General features: G+C 57.8%; 2 protein-coding genes. Both read left to right on the top strand.

Annotated features, from left to right (window positions below; all coding sequences use genetic code 11):
• The first annotated feature begins 161 nt into the window (after positions 1–161).
• On the top strand, positions 162–1622 hold the full coding sequence (locus JQN68_RS14425) for a DUF6861 domain-containing protein (RefSeq protein ID WP_225073867.1): 1461 nt from the start codon (positions 162–164) through the stop codon (positions 1620–1622).
• Between the two features lies 1 nt (position 1623).
• Complete coding sequence (locus tag JQN68_RS14420) at positions 1624–2154, top strand: hypothetical protein (protein ID WP_225073866.1); 531 nt, start codon at positions 1624–1626, stop codon at positions 2152–2154.
• Positions 2155–2324 lie beyond the last annotated feature (170 nt).

Raw genomic sequence — 2324 nt, 5'->3', positions numbered from 1 at the left:
TTACTTTCTTTGGGCGAGCAAAGAAAGTCACCCGGCTGCCGGCCGGGACCGGCGAACCTGGTTTTCCCTATTTTCCCTTCTGTCTCTCTCACATTAACTCGTCTTGACCTTTGATGAGCATTTTGCTAGTTTCATGTGAAAAATTTACATGGAGGAAGCTCATGCTCGACTGGCGTCGAAGGTATGAATACTACCAAGGACCCTGGCCCCACCCCCGCTCCCTGGAAGGCCGGCAACTGATCCTCACGGACTATTACACCCTGGAACGCTCCATGTACCTGGAAGGCGTTCTTTTCGCTCTGGGTCGTGCCCATTATGGTATTGCCGGCAGCGTCCACAGGATCTTCGGCCTGCCCATCAGCGCAGAACTGAACATCCATCTGGCCAAGCTCCTTGAATCCATGACCCTCATCGTGGCCCACTATGAGGTCGGTCCGCTGCCCGGCCTCAGTTGCCGCAGCCCCATCAACGGAGGCTACCTCGCCACCTCCATGGCCCTTCCCGTGTTCGGCCCCTACGGCTCAGCGCACTGGGTCGTCGACCAGTTGAAACTGCCCTTTCTCAACCGCGAACGGGGCAGCGTCCTGTGGGAGGGCTACTGCAACCTCATCATGGGCATCAACAGGATCTGGAAGCCCATGATGCGGGACTACGATGCGCCCGACATCGAGATTCTGCTCTTTGCGAGCGGCACCCCTGAACCGCCCGACAGCTTCACCCTCGACGGGGCCACCCGATATTTTACCGAAGCGGCGGGCCAGCTCATCCAGGCCGTGATGGAAAGCTATGTGGCGGCCCTTGCCAACAACCCCGGTGAAGAAGCCGCCCTGCTGGAGCAACTGCGCCACAGCCGCTTCGGCCCCTTGCTGGCCGACTGGATCACGCAAAACCGGGACGCCCTGGCCAACCACCCCATCTTCTGCCAGGCCGGTCCCGGCGGAGTCGCCGCCGGCAACCTGAACTTCAGCACCTCCGCCACACCGGCGGCGTCATCCGGACCGGCACCGCCCCCCTACACCGCCGATCCCAACGCCAAGCCGCCCAAGGCCGGCAGCAACACCTTCAAACGCCTGCATTCCGACGGCCATCCCCAAGATCCCTATACCCTGATGCCGGACGGCAAGCCCCTGGGCGCCACGCCGGGAGCCATGCCGACCAACCGTGAAGGGTTGAAAAATCTTCCCCCCAGGCACGCGGATTACGTTCGGTGCGGCTGGCCGGACTTGAATACCCTAGACAGACGCGGAAACCCCCGCGAAGACTTCGCCAACTTCAAAACGCTCCATCCGGAGATTCTGCCTCCCGGCACCCGCCTGTATCGCATTGTGGATGAAAACAATCCCGACGCCGGGGCTTACTGGGCCACGGAATTGCCGGCCGGCAAGACCGCATGGCGGCGCGACTACGCCGTCAAGGACAGTTGGAACGACAACGGGTACTATGTGGAATATTACGTCGGAGTCGACGGTCTCAAGGTCTGGCGCGGAGAAGCCGCGGGGCAAGCCTATAGAATGCATGGCGGCGAGGAATTCTATCTGAACGGCGGTAAAGAGCAACTCTTCATAACCCCCGGTGCCACAAACCCCACGACGGCCCAACTCACCCATTGGAAGGAGATATAGCATGAACGACGAAATCAAGCGCGAGCTTCTACGGCGCAAGTTCACCAGCATCGAATACATGGAAGAACTCTGCCATTACCACCGCAAGTCCTTGGAAGGGCTCAAGGAAAGCATCGCTTGGTTCTACAACCATCCTCCGGACGTCGATTGGCAGAGCTGGAACATCGCCGACCGACCCGACGGATGGGAAAATCGCGCCGTGCCCAACTTCGAAGGCGCTCAGAAGTCCTTTGAAGAAGGCATTGAATATTTCAAACAAGGCGATATCAGGTATATGCGCTCTGCAACCGGAAGCTTGAAGGGAATCGACAAGGATCTGGACAACCTGGGTGAAAAGTGGTGGGATTATGTCGATCTGGAAACCGGAAGAAAATTTGGAGTGAATTTGGGCAAGGCCAAAAAAATTGCTTCAAATATTTATTGGACATTGGCCGGGTCTTGGGAAGATGACGAAATTCTGAACGAAGAGATCACCGGTCCCATCGACGAGCAGGATCTTTTGCGTTACCTGAAACCGGGTGAAAAAGCCTGACCGGACAACGGTCAACGCCGGATGAGGCGGAATAGAGGGGACATTTATCTTTTCACATTTGCCCAACCGCGTGGACTTCGCGGGGACGGGCAAGGGACTTGCTACAGTCCGCCAAGTGGTGCCATTGACAGACCTATAAACAGGTGCTATTAGTGGACTACATGGAGGTG

This window comes from Desulfuromonas sp. CSMB_57, from assembly GCF_020194955.2.
GTDB lineage: Bacteria > Desulfobacterota > Desulfuromonadia > Desulfuromonadales > Syntrophotaleaceae > JAFCIY02.
Note: the sequence above shows the minus strand (reverse complement) of the source record. Positions and strands in the feature narration are given on the sequence as shown.